This window comes from Enterovibrio paralichthyis (genome assembly GCF_019209835.1).
Taxonomy (GTDB): domain Bacteria; phylum Pseudomonadota; class Gammaproteobacteria; order Enterobacterales; family Vibrionaceae; genus Enterovibrio; species Enterovibrio paralichthyis.
Window position 1 is genome coordinate 303256 of sequence record NZ_JAHUTS010000002.1, and the last position, 15213, is coordinate 318468.

The following is a 15213-nucleotide window of genomic DNA, read 5'->3' on the forward strand; positions in this document are numbered from 1 at the left end:
TTCCTTATCTATTCATTAGGTTATATCCAGATTATGAATTTCGCCTCCTTTCAGGAAGCAAAATTCAGGCACCGCTGCAACAGCGCTTCACGGCTGACATTGAACGATTCACTGGTAAAGAATTCATCGTTAATTTTCAGCTTGCGGCTCTGTAACCAGCTCTCTGCAGAGGAACCTTGTCCGTAAGGGATTTTGTAGACATGGAAATGCTGGTTTTGGTGCATATAAATCAAATTTGCCGCCACGCGCAGTGGCTTTAACGGCTCGTTCAGATACAAGGTGAAATCGCCGCTACAGTCATTCACTACGTACGAACCGTTGGTGCTTCGGATAGAAATATACGGCTTTTCATTTTCAGTGTAGGAAGCCAAAGACCAGACACCTGAGATATCTGTCAGCTGTAAAAACGGCTTCTGAGCCGCTTTGGTTGATTGCTGGTTAGCCTGTGGTTTGGGAGGGGCTTTAAATGCCATCGTCTTACTTTCTGGCGCAGCATGCACAACCCTTAACGGTGCAGGTGTTGGTTCGGGAGGGGGGGGCTGAAACCATGCGGAAACAAACGTCCAGTCAACCATGGTTGCACCCATAAATATAACAGCGAACAGCGCTGACATACTCATTGCAGGCAGCCAGAAACGGTTGAACCACTTGAACAACACAGGCATTGAGAAACCACTTTCCTGCGCCAGCTCAGTCTCCAGCACCTCATTTTCTGACAGAGCCCGCCGAAGCTCACCAGCCATTTTGTTTTGCTCTGCCACCGCAGCTTCTTTTTGTGAAAGAAGGCGGTTCCGTTCTTCTTTCACTAACACCAACTCGCCTTCAAGTTGGGCGATCTTCCGTGCGTAATCTGCATTGTTCGTAGAGCCGGAAGATGCTGATGATTTCTGCGCTTGTGCAAGTTGCGTTTTTAAAAGTGAGTTAAGCGCACGTAGTTCTTCCCTGTCTTTTTTTACCTTAGCCAGCTCGCGTTCAAGCTCAGGATTACCACCCGCTGCTGAAGGCAAATTGACGGGTAAATCGCCTTTTCCTTTGGAGATATGATCATAAGAATGGCGCACAAGGTGCATCAACGCCTTGGAACCGCCTTTGTCAGGATGAACGCGCAAGGAAAGCAGCTTGTAGCGCTGTTTCGTCACTTCAGCAGAGTCGCTGGATGTTGTGCCAAGGATGTCGTTAAACGTAGTCATCAAGAATTAAAAAATGGTTAAGATTCAACTATATCGGCAGAAGTTAAGATTTCTTGAGATGTAAACAGCGGTTTGAGTCATCAAATTTCCGCTGTTTCAAAAATAAGATAGTCCATTCACGCCACCCTGCCCGCCAGATTTTGCAGGCTATGAATGCCATCAACATTTAACACTTCAAGATCATTTCGATTTACATACATGCCACATTTTAACGCTTTGGCATTAGAAAATGCCTCAACATCACATTTTTCGTTGCATTCATGTTTTTGTGATCTATGATGCCATTGAAAATTTGAAGACCCGATGAAGGCTGCTGGAGAGAGATGGCATTGCCATCCGCCGAAGAAGTAAATCTTTCAGGCACTCATTAACACCGTTTTGGTGTTTGAGTATGGACAGTAGTTGGAGGGGACTCTGGAGAGAGGTAAGCCAGACTTACCCGCCGAAGGAGCAAGCTCGCCCAGCCAGAAAAGGTTGGATTCGAGTGAAACTCTCAGGCAAAAGGACAGAGGAGATAACCGCATAACTTTGTGTTATATACTGCTATTTATTGCGTCATATACTGCTATTTATTGCGGCTACTCTCCTCCTTTTAATTTAAGTCCAGGCTTTCAGCACTTTTCTACAAGGCTTGGCGTTAAAGGGGGATTTATGAACCACTCGCTATACAACTTTCTACAAACTATCGACAACCTCATCTGGGGTCCACCACTGCTGTTGCTGCTGGTTGGCACAGGTGTGTATTTCACTTTCCGTCTCGGCGCAATCCAACTTTCCAAGCTACCTTTGGCGCTTTCGTACGTCTTTAAAAAAGAAGAAGGCGTGAAAGGCAATGGTGACGTTTCCAGTTTCGCTGCGCTTTGTACGGCGCTTTCAGCCACCATTGGTACCGGTAATATCGTCGGTGTTGCTACCGCATTGAAACTCGGTGGTCCAGGTGCGCTGTTCTGGATGTGGATGGCAGCCCTGTTCGGCATGGCAACCAAATACGCGGAATGTCTTCTGGCGGTGAAATACCGTGAAAAAGATGCCAAAGGCAACATGCTTGGCGGCCCAATGCTGTACCTGGAAAAAGGTGCCGGTAAGAAATGGCTGGCCCGTCTGTTTGCGTTTTTCACCATTGGTGTAGCCTGCTTTGGTATTGGTACCTTCCCGCAAGTGAACGCGATTGTGGATGCCAGCTACATCGCCTTCCACATTCCGCATGAAATCACCGCGATTGTACTGACGATTCTGGTGGCGGCCGTCACCATTGGCGGTATCAAATCTATTGCGGGTCTGGCAAGCAAGGTTATCCCGACCATGACCGTGGTTTACGTCACCGCGTGTGTGGGCATTTTGATCAACAACGCCGGCGCGATCCCTTCTGCGATCAGTCTGATTGTGGAATCAGCGTTCACAGGACAAGCTGCGAGCGGCGGTTTTGTCGGTGCGACCATTATGATGGCGATTCAGGCGGGTGTGGCTCGTGGGGTATTCTCCAACGAATCAGGCCTGGGCAGTGCACCAATGGCAGCAGCTTCTGCGCAAACTAACTCTTGTGTGCGTCAGGGTCTGATCTCTATGGTCGGCACTTTCCTCGATACCATCGTGATCTGTTCGATGACAGGCCTTGCACTGGTACTGACCGGCGTATGGTCAATGGACATTGAAGGCGCGAAGATGACCACAGAGGCGTTCTCTCTGGGTCTGAATGAAGGTTTTGGCCCTATCATTGTGGCCATTGGCCTGATGTTCTTTGCCTTTACCACTATCCTTGGCTGGAACTACTACGGCGAACGCTGTGTGGTATACCTGTTCGGTGAGCGTGCTGTGCTGGTATACAAGCTGGTGTTTGTGCTGTTGGTGTTGTCCGGCGCCTTTATCAAGCTGGATATGATTTGGTTGATTGCTGATATCGTGAACGGTTTGATGGCTGTGCCCAACCTGATTGGTCTTATCCTTCTGCGCCATGTTGTGGCAGAGGAAACACGCCTCTATTTTGCTGCGCTGAAAGAGCGCGTGACCGGAAGTGAAGAAAGCACCCAGGTTAAGGCCTGAAGACGAAAACAGCGCTCAATGAGCGCTGTTTTTCTTTGTATGCTTGGGTTATGCCGTTTTGGCACTTAGCATATCACTGAGTCCCAGTTTGCCGAAGATGGCATCATAGTGAGCAAAGTTTGGAATACGGGTGTGGTGTTGCACCTTGTTCCCCACAGCAACAAACTCATACCCAAGTGTGCTGGTCGCCATCTTGTCCCACTCCCCGTCGCCAAAATAGACGCGACGGCTGAATGTGGCGCCTGTGTCCTGTTTGGCACGGAAAGCAGCCAGCGCCATGATCTCGCTGCGGGTCATTGCATCGGAGCAGGAGGCAAAGCTGACACCGCTGATATCAAAACCTGCGGCACGCAATTTCATTCTTGCAGATTCTTCCCAGCCACCGGTCGCAATGGCCAACACCACGTTCGGGTGCGCTTTCATGTCATTCACAAAAGCGATGGCACCGGGGCTTGCCACCAAATCGTTGCTGTTTGAAGCGATGTACTCTCGCAATTTACTCAAAAACAGCGCTTTGACTTCTCGCAGAATACGCATTCTCTCGTGACGTAAACCTTGTTGCTCTATCAGCTCTTCCAAAATGCCCACATCGGTCACATTGGTAAAAGCACCCCAATCATCTGTCAGCTCAACACCAACCACTTCTTCCACGGCTGTCCGGAAACAAACGGAGTCAAAATCATAACTGTCGATGAGCGTTCCATCGACATCCAACATAAACAGGTTCATTAGCGCCAGTCCTCAAATCTTTGAATCACTACTTTCTCTCAAGGCCGATTTGAAATTTGCGCTCGGCGGTTCCCTTGCACGCAAACCAAACATTGTATTTACAAACGCAACGTTTGGGCAACACTCTTAAGCGGTATTTAGAGATAGTAGACGCACATCATGACTGACGCACAGGATGAAAGAGAAATGTGATGTATCAGAAATTTGTCTTCTGTCAGAAATTTAAGTTACAAACAGTTTGTGAGCGACGATAAATAAACCGATATATCAGTAGGATAAAAAACGAGAGGAAAAATCGTCGGGCTTGGCTTATGTGAAAAACTTGTTGGGAATACTGGGAAGTTGTTTGACGTAGCTTGGAGGGAAAATGGAGGCGCGTCCCGGAGTCGAACCGAGGTCCACGGATTTGCAATCCGCTGCATAGCCACTCTGCCAACGCGCCTTCTTGATTTCAGAGAGTATCTCTGGCTACGGGTCGGCATTATAGGGAGAAGAACCGACAACGCAACGATTTTTTTCACCTAAATCACTGATTGATTCTGATTTGCTCAACTTGCACAAAATGACGCCTTTACCCCCCTCTTGCTGGCATCAATAATCTCAGTTTAAGAGGCTTCGAACGCGCAACACGCTATCCTGTATAGAGAAGTGAAATTTCTGCCGAAAAGAGTGTTTGTCAAGACTTGAAGATCACAGCATATAGTGGTTTGATCTGCGCCCTGCCAATCCCAGCCACTAGATATACCCTATTCGCCAGTCATCGGCTTATTGGGTTTATAGGCTTTCGCTCAACATGACGGCATTACTTTCGAGGTGCAAATAATAATGGCTAAAACCAAGTCAGCTTCTGATATCGAATCCACAGGCGTTCTTGCAATCCCTTACCAGGATACGTCTATGGAAATTTGGGACAGCAAATACCGCCTGAAAAGCAAACACGGTGACGCTATCGACGTGACACTGGATGATACTTTCAAGCGTGTTGCCCGTGCACTTGCCGATCTCGAAGAAAAATCAGTTCGTGAAAAATGGTACAACGAATTCCTGTGGGCACTGCGTCACGGTGCTATTCCAGCTGGCCGTATTACGTCTAACGCTGGCGCTTTCGAGCACAAGCCTGCAACCTCTACCATCAACTGTACCGTAAGCGGCACCATTGAAGATTCAATGGATGACATCCTGGGTAAAGTTCACGAAGCAGGTCTGACCCTGAAAGCTGGCTGTGGTATCGGTTACGATTTCTCTACCCTTCGTCCACGCGGTGCATTCGTGTCTGGTGCAGGTGCCTACACCTCGGGCCCTCTGTCATTCATGGATATCTACGACAAGATGTGTTTCACCGTGTCTTCTGCCGGTGGTCGTCGTGGCGCGCAAATGGGCACCATGGATATCCGCCACCCAGACGTGATGGAGTTTATCCGCGCGAAACGTGAAGACGGTCGTCTGCGTCAGTTCAACCTGTCTCTGCTGATCACCGAAGAATTCATCGAAGCCGTGAAAAATGACGGCGAATGGCAGCTGATTTTCCCTGTTACTGCAAAAGAAGCGCGTCAGGATGGCACTGATCTGAACAATGACGAAAGCATTGTTTGGGCTGACTGGCCAAGCAAAGAAGGTCTGGTTGAAGATGACAAAGGCCGTGTAGCGTGCAAAATCTACCGCACCATGCCTGCACGTAACCTGTGGAACCTGATCATGTCGTCGACTTACGACTACGCAGAACCAGGCTTCATCCTGATCGACAAAGTTAACCAGATGAACAACAACTGGTTCTGTGAAGATATCCGTGCAACCAACCCATGTGGTGAGCAGCCTCTGCCTCCATACGGCGCGTGTCTGCTGGGTTCAGTTAACCTGACCAAGTTCGTACGTGACCCATTCACCGAAAAGGCATACTTCGACTGGGATATGTACCGTAAGGTTGTGGCTATCTTCACCCGTATGCTGGACAACGTTGTTGAAATCAACCAACTGCCGCTTGAAAAGCAACGCGAAGAGATCCAAACCAAACGCCGTCACGGCATGGGCTTCCTGGGTCTGGGTTCTACCCTGACTATGCTGCGTCACAAGTACGGCAGCGCCGCGTCTATCGCGTTCACTGAGCAGGTTTCTCAGGAAATGGCGATCACCGGTTGGGAACAGGCGATTGCGCTGGCTGAAGAAAAAGGCGCGGCTCCTGTGATGGACAAAGAATTCGACGTCACCCCTAAAATGATGCGTCTGCGCCCAGAAATGGCGAAAGACGGCATCAAGGTTGGCGACAAAGTGAAAGGTAAAGTCCTGCACGCAAAATACAGCCGCTACATGCAACAAATTGGCGAAGTGCGTCCAGACCTGATTGAGAAACTGGTTCAAACCGGTGGCCGCTTTACGCACCACAGCTCAATCGCGCCGACTGGTACTATCTCCCTGTCGCTGGCGAACAACGCAAGTAACGGTATCGAGCCAAGCTTTGCGCACCACTACACCCGTAACGTGATCAAGCCTGGTAAGAAATCAAAAGAAAGCGTTGATGTATTCAGCTTTGAACTGCTGGCTTATCGTGAGCTTATCAACCAAAAAGCGATGCCTTACAGCACGAAAGAAGATGAGCAACTGCCAGAGTACTTCATTACTGCAGATGACATCACGCCAAGCCAGCACGTAGAAGTGCAGGCAGCTGCGCAGCGCTGGATTGACTCCTCAATCTCGAAGACGGCCAACGTACCGACTGACTTCCCGTTTGAGAACTTTAAAGACATCTACATGGATGCGTACGACAAGGGTCTGAAAGGTTGCACTACCTTCCGCTTCAACCCAGAAGTGTTCCAGGGCGTTCTGGTTAAAGAAGAAGACCTTGAAAACACCACGTACGTATTTACGCTGGAAGACGGTACTACCTTCGAAGCCAAGGGTAACGAAAAGATTGAGTACGACGGTGAAGAACACACCGCTGCCAACCTTTACGACGCCCTGAAAGAAGGCTACTACGGTAAGTTCTAACCGCGTTGGATTTGATTTGGGAGGCGATTCAACGCCTCCCGCTTATAAGAAGTAATTCGTATGACACGTAAAATTGAAAGCAAAATTGTTGCGTACAAAGTAAAAAGCAAAGACGCGGTTCAGGAAGCACCTGTTGCACCGGTTGAAGAAGCACCGCAACTGGAAACCATGCACGAAGAAATGCCGCGTCCTGAGATGCTGCTGGGTACGACCTACAAGCTGAAAACCCCAGAACACGTTTCTGAGCATTCGCTGTTTATCACCATCAATGATGTGGTACTGAACGAAGGTACTGACCACGAAGTGCGTCGTCCTTTTGAAATCTTCATCAACAGCAAAAGCCTGGAACACTACCAGTGGATCGTGGCGCTGACCCGCATCATCTCTGCGGTATTCCGCAAAGGCGGCGACTGCACCTTCCTGGTTGAAGAACTGCGCTCAGTGTTCGACCCGAAAGGCGGTTACTGGAATAAAGGCAAATACGTGCCTTCCCTGATTGCTGAAATCGGCAATGTGATTGAACAGCACCTGATGAAAATCGGCATGCTGAACAACCCAGAAATGGACGAGCACCAAAAAGCATTCCTTGAAGCAAAGCGTGCAGAAAACGCGGTAAAAGAAGAAGTGAAGGAAGAAGAACCGGTTAACACTGGCTTCCCACCAAGCGCTACCCTTTGCTACAAGTGCCACAACAAAGCAGTGATCGTGAAAGATGGCTGTCAGACTTGTCTGAACTGCGGCGACTCTAAGTGCGGTTAATCTCTGATTAACATCAATAAAAGGCTTCCTTCGGGAGGCCTTTTTGTAAACGCCTCTCATATTCGAATTTTTCGAACATCCAATCCAGATTTTTCCGCTTTTTAAGATTTTGTCTTATCCCTATAGTTGATTTCAACAAGACGAATTTTGGTTCTTAAACTTTAAAGGAATGAAATCATGGCAAATGTACTGGTTCTGAAATCAAGCATCCTGGGTGAATACTCTTCTTCAACCAAACTGATTGACCAAATGGTCGCGAAATTTGGCTCTGAAATGTCTGTCATCGAACGTGATCTGGCGGCTTACCCTGTTCCTGTACTGGATGGAGAGTTGGCAATGGGTCTGCGTGGCGGTGACAACCTGAGCGAGCGCCAGCAAGAGGCCCTGGCACTGTCAGATCGCCTGATTGAAGAAATCAAAGCCAGCGACACCTTGGTGATTGCAGCGCCAATGTACAACTTCAACATTCCAACCCAGCTGAAAAACTGGATTGATTTTATCGCCCGCGCCGGTGTGACCTTTACCTACACCGAACAAGGCCCACAGGGTCTTCTGACTGGCAAAAAAGCCATTGTTGTGACAACCCGCGGTGGTATGCACAAAGACATGCCTAGCGAACACATTACCGGTTACCTGCAAACTGTTTTGGGCTTTGTAGGCATCACTGATGTGCAGTTTGTTTACGCTGAAGCGCTGGCAATGGGTGATGAGCCAGCAAAAGCCTCTATGGAACACGCATCAGAAGCATTGCTTGCACTGGTATAACCCGTTTCTCTCATCTGTCCAAATGGCTTCTTCGGAAGCCATTTTTCATCGCAATTTAGACCTGCCTCCCAGCCAACGTCTCCAATCGTTTTAATTTACCGGATAATCACGTTTTATGTGCCCTTCTCTTCTAAAACCCGGAGCCTAATGTGATTAAAAACAACCCTTTTTCAGAAACTGACACCGATCGCGCAGAGATTTGGGACATGTTGGTCGCAAAAGATATCCGCGCCTACACCCAGGCTGACTGGTCTATGGTTGAGGATGATTTTCTTGAAGAGGAGTTTTTCGCAGTTAATGCTGGTTTTGACACTGACCCGGGCAATTGGAATCTCGCCTTTTCCCGTTTCGAACATTACCGTGATTCTTGGCTGGAAGCGGCGCGGGCCAGTCTTGATACTGAATATGCTGAACCACTCGAAGAAGCAATTCATACGCTGACGACCTTAGAACAAATCGAAATCAAAGATGGCAAAGCGATTGCCAGAAAACAATTTAACGGCACCATTCAAGTCGTAGGCAAAGAGCCTGAAATCCTGAAATGGCAAACCCTCTATTACCTTAAACAAACATCATCCGGCTGGAAGATTGTCGGGTTTACCGGGTATCTCCCCTACACCGCATAAAACACAAGAGGCAGGTCAACAACCTGCCTCTTTGGTGTTCTGCACCCTTTGCCTCCCAACTGCGCTTTAATGCACCTTCGCCGTCAACACAAACAGATCCATATGACCGTGCTCAGCCGGGTTCAGGGGCCGGATTGGGTTGGCGTTATGCCACACTGCATGGTCGTCCAACAAAGCGACTTCACCTTTGTCCATCGCCAGTGAGAAGAATGGCCGCTCGCATTTATCACGGTAAACCAGTATTTCCCCACCTTGCACGTTTTTCCTGTCTATCGCCGCAATGGCAATATGGTCGAAACCATCCTGATGGATGCCTTCCGGGGAAACCGGCGTAATGTCATTGAGGGTGATCACCCGCATTTGGTGGATTTCAATATCCTGTTGCGCGTCCAGTTCATTGTTATCCCTGAACAGTCTGCAAAGTTCAAACAGACCTTCAGAGTGGAGCACAGAGGGCGACAGCTCTTCAAAGTTGCGTATCACGCCACCCTGATGCTGGTTGATTGCTTCGGATTGAACGAAGGTATGGTGCGCCATTTGCCGCAGTGCGCCGTCATGGCAATGGACAATGGAATAGCGTCTTAACCGGTATTGACCGTCTGCATAAGGGGTAGTTGGCAGATCGTCAAACATAGGTTCGAGTTCTTTGACAGCCTGGTCGCTGATTTGACTTAGCTGCACAAGGTAATCTGGATGGTACATGGTAAGTCCTCCACATTGGTCCTTAACCGGTGGGTTCTGGGTAAGAATCACCGATCACAGTCATCACATTTAGTTAACGCCAGCGCATCTTGTTTGACAAACTTTAACAGCCGATAAATACACCACGAAGCACAAATATGAACATATATTCGACAATGAAACCAAAGGGCAGAATTTTATAATGCGAAATTTGATCTGTGTCCGTTCCCCAAAATGACTTTGAGAGGTTGACCCCGAACCTTCACACTTCGTTCAGCTAACATTCAATCGCCGCCGCTATTCTGGGGCTGTAAATACCTACAAGGACAACCAAGAGGTACTAAATGGGAAGAATGTTCAAGGCGCTGATAATCGTTCCAATCCTGGTTATTCGCGTTCCGGCCTATGCCAGTCAGCCCGAATTTAAAGCACTTCCAGAACAATCAAGCTTTGCTTATGAACACTCTCAGCCCAACCGGGCACTGACAGATCTTCTCTCCATTCCGTCATTCCGCGCATCCAGCGTAAAACAGCCTTTTGACCAACTGGATGCACTCTACGAAGCCGCTCCCCAGGCGCAAAATGAACTGGAGCAGTTAGCCGGTAAACTTGCCAAACAAGTCAACGGCAACGTACTGACTGCAGGCGTTAAAGGAAAGCAGCGTGCTGAAGAAAAAGTAGAAAAGGAGTTGGGTGGTGATGCTTCACTGTTAACCGACATTGTGCGTGTAACGGTAGAAACAGATTCCATTGATGCATTGAATCAGGCTTACGAAACATTGGCAGCAAACACCCAGACGTCAGAAGTTATCAACCGGTTCCACGCTCCCCGCCCTTCAGGCTACCGTGACCTGAAAGTGTTGGTGACCTTGCCGCAAAGCAAACTGATCGCTGAGGTTCAACTGCACCTAAAGGCCATTGCAGATATTAAAAACGGCCCCGAGCACCAAATGTATGAGCAAATCCAGCAGATAGAACGCAATGCTGCCAGCGAAGCCCGTGCGTTGAATGACATCGAACTGGCGAAAATCGAGAAGTTGCGCCGTGAATCACGCCAGCTATACCAAGATGCCTGGTCGCAATATCAACCCCTGAGTATGGTGGTATAAAAAGATAGGGCGGGATTCCCGCCCTTTTTACTGGATGCTGAATGAGGTGATCTTTACCGAATCGCCATTTAGCACCACAAAGCTTTGCTCGGGTACACTCACCCATTCACTGCGGTCTGTTTCGTAAGGTTCAGAAGCCAGCACCACCCCAGCATCAAGATGCTTGTAAAACATGGTTGGCGGCACGCCGCTGGATGCATAGCGTAACCCCCAGAACTGATTGCCATTGCTGATACAAAGTGATGCCTTAAACGGCAATTCTACCTCTTTGACCCGCATTTCCGCTTCCACCAGCGAAATGACCTTCCTCAGTGCATTTTCCGGTGACTCCACCAATCCACACTGGAGCAGCAGCAAGAAAATCAGCTCACTGTCCGTCCCCCCTCTGCGGCGCAAATAGTAGGGCTCATCCAGCATTCTCTCCAGGGCAAAACGGGTCTGTTCAAATTCCGGGATCTGGCCGTTATGCATAAACAGCCAGTTTTCCACATTGAACGGATGACAATTCTCACGGGAAGTGTTGGTGCCGGTTGACGCCCTTACATGTGCCATAAAACGGTGGGATTGGGTGTGTTGAGCCAAGGATTTCAAGTTCGCATCTGACCACGCTGGCAGCACTTCCCGGTAAAGCGCGGGGGTTGTTTTCTCGCCATACCACGCCACACCAAATCCATCCGCATTTACCGCCGTCACTGCCTTGGTTGCGTCCATACTTTGCATCACCAGCGAATGATCCGGCTGGTGCAACAACTCGTCCAAATAGCAAGGTCTTCCCTGATATGCTAACCACCTACACACTGTATCTACCTCATTAGAAACATGTTTCCAGTATGGCGCAGAACAATGAATTTTCCTTGTGACAATGCAAACTTGTTTTTCTGGGACTAGCCGGGATGACCATCCGGCCTTGCTTTGCAAAGCATGGGGCCAAACACCACCACAAAGGCGCCAAAGGAAATCCCCCAACCGACTGCTGCGATGACAACCCAGGTACCAAGTAGCTGCGGCCAGAAAATAGGACCGACAACACGCACTATGGTAGCCATTGCCAGCAACAAAAAGGCATACCAAAACCGGGGCCCCTGATAAATCGCACGGCCAGTGTGTCCCATTGTTACCCGGGAAATCATCGCGAGGATAACCCCAGCCAACGCCCCCATCGCAAACAAATGGATCAGGGTGTGGGACGTCCAGGCGCTGCCAATGGACAAGGCTTTGGCGAACATGCCCACTGGCAGCGCCAGATAGAACAGATGTAACGACCAGACAAGAGGCTCAGATGCAGACTTGTAACCTTGCCACCTAATCAAACGAATCAATTGGGCAACCCCGCCTACCCATAACAGCACCAATGAGATCTGTTTATCCAACAGAGGGAAGAAACTGAGCACGGCAAACAGCACCAATGGCAGGTTGGCAGCAATATCGAGCCACAACAGTGACTTCTTGACATCGAGCTGGAAGCGCTTGGCTGTGAAAAACGGGATAACTCGGCCACCCATAACCGAAATGAGCAACATAAACCACCATAACATCGCCTGCCATAACGCATTGGCACTGAATGGCGGCATGCCCTTCACGGTTGCGTAACTTGCGAAATTGGCAATCAAAGCAACGGCTAACATGGGAATAAAAAAGAGGTTACGCCAGCGTTTGGCTTTGACCACACGAAAACCGACTTCCCAGCCCACCACCAGTAAAAACGCGCCGTCTATCAAAGCAATGACCGACAGTGGCGTGTCAGTCCAGAACAGGATTCTCGGCAATAGCCAGAGCGCGGCAACCAATGCCAACCGGATCCCTGACGTGCCTTTCACTCCCGTCCAGGTCTGCACCGCCGTAAGCAGAAATCCTGCCACCACCGCTATAGCAAAACCGAACAGCATTTCATGGGCATGCCACCACAGCGGAGGTACGCTCAAGCTGGTTGAAGCGCCGGTCGTGAATATCCATACCCACATGCTGACCGCAAAGACGGCATAGCTTGAAGCCAGCAGGAAAAATGGCCTGAAACCAAGACGAAATATAGGGGGAATCCGCTCTTCCCGCGCTTTATCAACAATATTCAGCATCATGATACTCACCCGATCACCTTAAGATGCATTAATTATACATGTTTAAAGTTAGCTTCATAGCACAGGTTCAACCCCTACTTCAGAACTGCGGCGTTACACCGTCACATATTCTTTATATGCACCGCTTTATAAACGGTAACTTAGACATCACCCACGCCGCTGCCAACGAAAGAACATAAATAAGAAGGGTAAATACGGGAATTGACACAATAGCAGGAAAAGCGGTCGCCCCAATCCCGAGGAAGTTAAACAACTCCAGAAACATCGGATGGATGAGGTACACCCCAAGCGTCAGTGCAGCCAGCGATTTGGTCATGCTCATACTGCCGATGGGCTGTTTATAGGCTTTGAACAACCAAAATACGGCGACGGACATGGGGATAACCGTCACGCTGAGGTAGTCATAAAAGTAGAGTCCTACGCTTCTCCCCGCGATGATTGCCAGCAGATAAAAACCGACTGCTGTCAGGGGAATTGAAGTCAGCAGGGTGAAAATGACACTTTTTCTGGACGGATAGGTTTCGCTGTGACGCAGCAAATACCCGAGGAAAAAGTAAGGCACGTAGAGCAAAAACCAGTTGATAAACAAACCATCACCGACACCACTGATTTTGCTGTAAAGCGAGTTAACCGCCGCCATCACCATTCCCGCCGCTACCAACACCCAAAGGGAAGAAGTAGAAGCCTGTGCGACCACCATTCGCATAAACGGCGTGAAGAGGTAGAGGCCGACAATCATGTAAAGAAACCAGAGGTGGTAATACGGCGTCCCATCAAGCACTGAGCCAAGCAGACTGGAAACACTCTCGGGATTACCGGTTACCACACCTTTGGCAACGCGCCAGGCCAGGTAGACCAGCGTCCAGAACAAAAGCGGGACCAGAAGACGGGATACACGTTTGGAATAGAAGGTTTTCAGGGGTTCATTTTTGGAGGGATCGAGCAACAGCGCGCCACTGATCATGACAAATAACGGAACACACCAACGCACTGCACTGTCGTAAACATTGCCAACCCACCAGGCGACATCGCCTACCGGATAATCAAACACAAAATCTGCCGCAACGTGCAGCATTACTACTGCCAGAATTGCAATAATCCTGGCATTGTCTAACCAAACCATTCGCTTGTCCTATCAGCGGAAAAGTACTTCCTGTTATTATTTTTTTCGTGTGCGGTTTGGCAGAAACCAAACGCCAGTTGTACTACCCAAACAACCTAGAGATGCAGGATTTCAGGCGGTTCGTATAACTATAGTGCAGTATTTATCATCTAATCATCATAGGCTTGGGGCGCCGTGCCTTTCACTACCACACGGTGCAGTCGCCTCGCTTCGTCTCCATAATCTGTTACTGCAAAATGCTGGGTGCAGCGGTTATCCCAAATCACCACGCTGCCCGGCTCCCAGCTAAAACGTACCTGAAATTCTTCTTTACGGCTGTTTAAAAAGAGCGACGTTAATGTGATTACTTCGCTCTCAAGCGATTTATCATTAATGTCCCGCGTAAATTGTTCGTTGATATAGAGAGTTGGCTGGCCTGTTTCTGGATGTTTTGCGACCAGAGGATGATTTACAGACTGTATATTTCGGCTAACTTTTTCTACACGACTTGTGCCATCAGCATCCAGATGGTCAAAACGGCTTCCCGCAAAACCATGTACCGCATGGGTTGCTGATAATCCCTGCAGTCGCTTTTTCATTGCGCGGGGTAATGATGCGTAAACCGCCTCCATCGATACCCAAATCGTATCACCGCCCTGACGCGGAAGATGCTGTGCGCACAGTACCGCACATTTCGGAGGGGCAGCCTGCCAGGTCATGTCTGTGTGCCAGTAGCTTTTTCCTGGTGGATTGCCGGGCGTCGTTTCAATAACACTGACCTGTGGGAAATTATCTACATGGGGAAAAAACGGATGCGGGGACTCCAATTCGCCAAATTGTTCAGCCAAGGACAATTGGGCCTCAGGAGTCAGCGTCTGCTGCCTGAAAAACAAGACTTTGTGCTGTAAAAATGCCTGGTAGAGTTCATCAAACTCGGAGGTGCTAACACACGATAAATCGATGCCTTCGACCAAAGCGCCCAATGATTTTCCGCAACGGATGATTTTCATACCAAGTTTTTCCTCTCTGAACACAAATCCAGCAACTTATGAATTTTTTAAGGCGCTGTTTACCTCACATGACGGTTAAAAAAGAAAAGTTACGCATAATTTTCTCTGTATCTGAGAGGACAAAGCCGCATTGCACAAGAAACCG

At 49.0% G+C, this 15213-nt stretch carries 13 protein-coding genes, 1 tRNA gene and 1 riboswitch; of the genes, 6 read left to right on the forward strand and 8 right to left on the reverse strand.

Features of this window, described 5'->3' with window-relative positions; all coding sequences use genetic code 11:
• Nucleotides 1-50: 50 nt before the first annotated feature.
• Nucleotides 51-1190: a J domain-containing protein gene (locus KU854_RS03720; RefSeq protein ID WP_218357130.1), complete on the reverse strand. Its 1140-nt coding sequence runs from the start codon at nucleotides 1188-1190 to the stop codon at nucleotides 51-53.
• A 404-nt stretch (nucleotides 1191-1594) separates the two neighbouring features.
• Nucleotides 1595-1709: riboswitch (glycine riboswitch) on the forward strand.
• Nucleotides 1710-1841: 132 nt separating this feature from the next.
• On the opposite strand from KU854_RS03720, the gene KU854_RS03725 reads away from it, so the two are divergent.
• Nucleotides 1842-3230 (forward strand): alanine/glycine:cation symporter family protein, encoded by a 1389-nt coding sequence (locus tag KU854_RS03725; protein WP_218357131.1) that lies wholly within the window; start codon nucleotides 1842-1844, stop codon nucleotides 3228-3230.
• Nucleotides 3231-3278: 48 nt separating this feature from the next.
• Here KU854_RS03725 and KU854_RS03730 read toward each other — a convergent pair whose 3' ends face one another.
• Both KU854_RS03730 and KU854_RS03735 read right to left on the reverse strand, forming a co-directional pair.
• Nucleotides 3279-3959 (reverse strand): HAD family hydrolase, encoded by a 681-nt coding sequence (locus tag KU854_RS03730; protein ID WP_054779042.1) that lies wholly within the window; start codon nucleotides 3957-3959, stop codon nucleotides 3279-3281.
• A gap of 368 nt (nucleotides 3960-4327) precedes the next feature.
• Nucleotides 4328-4401: transfer RNA gene (locus tag KU854_RS03735), tRNA-Cys, on the reverse strand.
• Nucleotides 4402-4784: 383 nt separating this feature from the next.
• On the opposite strand from KU854_RS03735, the gene KU854_RS03740 reads away from it, so the two are divergent.
• The 4 genes from KU854_RS03740 to KU854_RS03755 all read left to right on the forward strand — a co-directional run bounded on the left by KU854_RS03740 (nucleotide 4785) and on the right by KU854_RS03755 (nucleotide 9091).
• Nucleotides 4785-6941, forward strand: coding sequence for an adenosylcobalamin-dependent ribonucleoside-diphosphate reductase (locus KU854_RS03740; RefSeq protein ID WP_218357132.1), 2157 nt, complete (start codon nucleotides 4785-4787; stop codon nucleotides 6939-6941).
• A 60-nt stretch (nucleotides 6942-7001) separates the two neighbouring features.
• On the forward strand, nucleotides 7002-7700 hold the full coding sequence (locus tag KU854_RS03745) for a TSCPD domain-containing protein (RefSeq protein WP_054779041.1): 699 nt from the start codon (nucleotides 7002-7004) through the stop codon (nucleotides 7698-7700).
• A 177-nt stretch (nucleotides 7701-7877) separates the two neighbouring features.
• A complete protein-coding gene (locus KU854_RS03750; protein WP_054779040.1) occupies nucleotides 7878-8465 on the forward strand; it encodes an FMN-dependent NADH-azoreductase in 588 nt (195 codons plus the stop codon).
• A gap of 149 nt (nucleotides 8466-8614) precedes the next feature.
• Nucleotides 8615-9091 carry a hypothetical protein gene (locus KU854_RS03755; RefSeq protein WP_218357133.1) on the forward strand — a complete coding sequence of 159 codons (477 nt, stop codon included), beginning with the start codon at nucleotides 8615-8617 and terminating at the stop codon, nucleotides 9089-9091.
• Between the two features lie 66 nt (nucleotides 9092-9157).
• Here KU854_RS03755 and KU854_RS03760 read toward each other — a convergent pair whose 3' ends face one another.
• On the reverse strand, nucleotides 9158-9793 hold the full coding sequence (locus KU854_RS03760) for a 2OG-Fe dioxygenase family protein (RefSeq protein ID WP_054779038.1): 636 nt from the start codon (nucleotides 9791-9793) through the stop codon (nucleotides 9158-9160).
• Nucleotides 9794-10116: 323 nt separating this feature from the next.
• Between KU854_RS03760 and KU854_RS03765 the strand changes: the two genes are divergently transcribed.
• The gene (locus KU854_RS03765; RefSeq protein ID WP_218357134.1) at nucleotides 10117-10881 is read left to right on the forward strand and encodes a nucleotidyltransferase family protein; all 765 of its coding nucleotides are present in this window, start codon (nucleotides 10117-10119) and stop codon (nucleotides 10879-10881) included.
• A 27-nt stretch (nucleotides 10882-10908) separates the two neighbouring features.
• Here KU854_RS03765 and KU854_RS03770 read toward each other — a convergent pair whose 3' ends face one another.
• The 4 genes from KU854_RS03770 to KU854_RS03785 form a co-directional block, all read right to left on the reverse strand.
• Entirely contained in the window at nucleotides 10909-11679 is a 771-nt protein-coding gene (locus tag KU854_RS03770) for a class II glutamine amidotransferase (protein ID WP_218357135.1), read from the reverse strand.
• A gap of 86 nt (nucleotides 11680-11765) precedes the next feature.
• The gene (locus tag KU854_RS03775; RefSeq protein WP_218357262.1) at nucleotides 11766-12953 is read right to left on the reverse strand and encodes an NnrS family protein; all 1188 of its coding nucleotides are present in this window, start codon (nucleotides 12951-12953) and stop codon (nucleotides 11766-11768) included.
• A gap of 115 nt (nucleotides 12954-13068) precedes the next feature.
• The gene (locus KU854_RS03780) at nucleotides 13069-14079 is read right to left on the reverse strand and encodes an acyltransferase (RefSeq protein WP_218357136.1); all 1011 of its coding nucleotides are present in this window, start codon (nucleotides 14077-14079) and stop codon (nucleotides 13069-13071) included.
• Nucleotides 14080-14228: 149 nt separating this feature from the next.
• Nucleotides 14229-15068 (reverse strand): TauD/TfdA dioxygenase family protein, encoded by an 840-nt coding sequence (locus tag KU854_RS03785; protein WP_218357137.1) that lies wholly within the window; start codon nucleotides 15066-15068, stop codon nucleotides 14229-14231.
• Nucleotides 15069-15213 lie beyond the last annotated feature (145 nt).

What these genes read in the sequence shown, in the direction of transcription:
- KU854_RS03750 (WP_054779040.1), top strand. Translation starts at nt 7,878, where the DNA reads ATGGCAAATGTACTGGTTCTGAAATCAAGCATCCTGGGTGAATACTCT.
- KU854_RS03725 (WP_218357131.1), top strand. Translation starts at nt 1,842, where the DNA reads ATGAACCACTCGCTATACAACTTTCTACAAACTATCGACAACCTCATC.
- KU854_RS03765 (WP_218357134.1), top strand. Translation starts at nt 10,117, where the DNA reads ATGGGAAGAATGTTCAAGGCGCTGATAATCGTTCCAATCCTGGTTATT.
- KU854_RS03780 (WP_218357136.1), bottom strand. Translation starts at nt 14,079, where the DNA reads ATGGTTTGGTTAGACAATGCCAGGATTATTGCAATTCTGGCAGTAGTA.
- KU854_RS03745 (WP_054779041.1), top strand. Translation starts at nt 7,002, where the DNA reads ATGACACGTAAAATTGAAAGCAAAATTGTTGCGTACAAAGTAAAAAGC.
- KU854_RS03775 (WP_218357262.1), bottom strand. Translation starts at nt 12,953, where the DNA reads ATGCTGAATATTGTTGATAAAGCGCGGGAAGAGCGGATTCCCCCTATA.
- KU854_RS03720 (WP_218357130.1), bottom strand. Translation starts at nt 1,190, where the DNA reads ATGACTACGTTTAACGACATCCTTGGCACAACATCCAGCGACTCTGCT.
- KU854_RS03785 (WP_218357137.1), bottom strand. Translation starts at nt 15,068, where the DNA reads ATGAAAATCATCCGTTGCGGAAAATCATTGGGCGCTTTGGTCGAAGGC.
- KU854_RS03760 (WP_054779038.1), bottom strand. Translation starts at nt 9,793, where the DNA reads ATGTACCATCCAGATTACCTTGTGCAGCTAAGTCAAATCAGCGACCAG.
- KU854_RS03740 (WP_218357132.1), top strand. Translation starts at nt 4,785, where the DNA reads ATGGCTAAAACCAAGTCAGCTTCTGATATCGAATCCACAGGCGTTCTT.
- KU854_RS03730 (WP_054779042.1), bottom strand. Translation starts at nt 3,959, where the DNA reads ATGAACCTGTTTATGTTGGATGTCGATGGAACGCTCATCGACAGTTAT.